The organism is Aeromonas diversa CDC 2478-85 (genome assembly GCF_000819805.1).
Classification (GTDB): Bacteria; Pseudomonadota; Gammaproteobacteria; order Enterobacterales; family Aeromonadaceae; genus Aeromonas; species Aeromonas diversa.
The window spans coordinates 1-1,353 of sequence record NZ_CDCE01000014.1 but is presented as its reverse complement, the minus strand read 5'-3'; the positions used below and the strand labels follow the sequence as shown (position 1 = coordinate 1,353).

At 54.3% G+C, this 1,353-nt stretch carries 1 protein-coding gene; it reads left to right on the top strand.

Features of this window, described 5'->3' with window-relative positions:
- Window positions 1-1,353: DUF927 domain-containing protein (locus tag BN1121_RS03405; protein WP_156139388.1), on the top strand; the 1,353-nt coding region annotated here is incomplete at both ends.

Sequence of the window (1,353 nt, the reverse complement as noted above, 5' to 3'; positions counted from 1 at the left end):
AGCCCGGATGGTCGCCCACAAGAGGCGTTTATTCCAAACGTCCATCTGCTGGGTGAGGGACGCGAAGCTTTAGTGAAGCTCCTGGATGGTGGGTACCGCTTCAACCTTCGGATGAGGGGGAAGTTGATTGACTATCTGAACTCGAAGAATATTCACAAAACGTTCACTCGGGTTGACCGGCTAGGCTGGATACCGGAGACCCATATCTTCATGTTGGGTGACGGGCCGGTGGGGTGTGCTAATGAGGACGAGTACATCTATACCGGGAATAACCCTACCCAATCTGATGTGGCCGGAACCCCGGACGAGTGGCGCGATAACGTGGCGACGCTGTGCCTTGGCAACAGCCGCTTATTACTGAGTACCTCACTCGCTTTTGTGGGCCCTTTGCTGCGCTTGACCAATCAGAATAGCTTTGGGGTTCATCTGGTGGGGCCGTCTTCGATTGGCAAGAGCACCGCCATGCTGGTTGCAGCCAGTGTACTCGGCAGCCCCTCCAGCAAGATACAGACGTGGAACGCCACTAAGGTTGGTTTGGAGACCACCGCAGGTATGTTCAACGACAGCACCCTCTTTCTCGATGAAATAGGGCAAGCGGACCCTCATGTTCTGGGCGACACCATCTATATGCTGGCTAATGGTGAGGGCCGTACTCGCGCCAACGCGGACCTCTCCCGCCGAGCCAAGCTTCAGTGGAGAACGACGTTTCTGAGTAATGGAGAAGTCGATCTGGAACATAGCTTGGCCTCCGTCGGCAAGCGACATAAAGCTGGCCATGATGTCCGTATGATCAATGTCCAAGCTGATACAAATCGGTATGGTCTGTTCGAAGAGTTACATGGACAGACGGATGGAGCGTCTCTGTCGAAGCTTCTCGCCGAGCGAGTTGCAGCACATCATGGTGTTGCATTCCGCACTTTCATCGAACAGTTAGTGAACGGCATAGAAGACTCCCTGTTATTCGTTTCCAAGGAGCGAGATAAGCTCGCCAGGGAGTTAGGCCTTGGCACTTCCGACGGCCAAGTGCAAAGGGTAGCTGAAGCACTCGGGCTCATATCGGCAGCAGGGGAATTAGCCAGCCACTTTGGCATAACCGGTTGGCCAAGTGGCACGGTGAGACGTGCGGTTGTACAAGTCTGTCAAGACTGGTTACAACTACGCGGAACTCATGGCTCCCTCGAGGAAGCCGAGATTATCCAGCGCCTGATTAGCCTACTTGAGGGGCTCAAGGGCAAGTTGCTTACCCCTGGACCCAACGTTGAGTCACGTAACGAGTCATATGGTTTCGTGAAAGGTCCTGACTTGAACCTCTACACTAGCGGCTTCAAGCAAACCTTCTCTGGGTTCACCGCC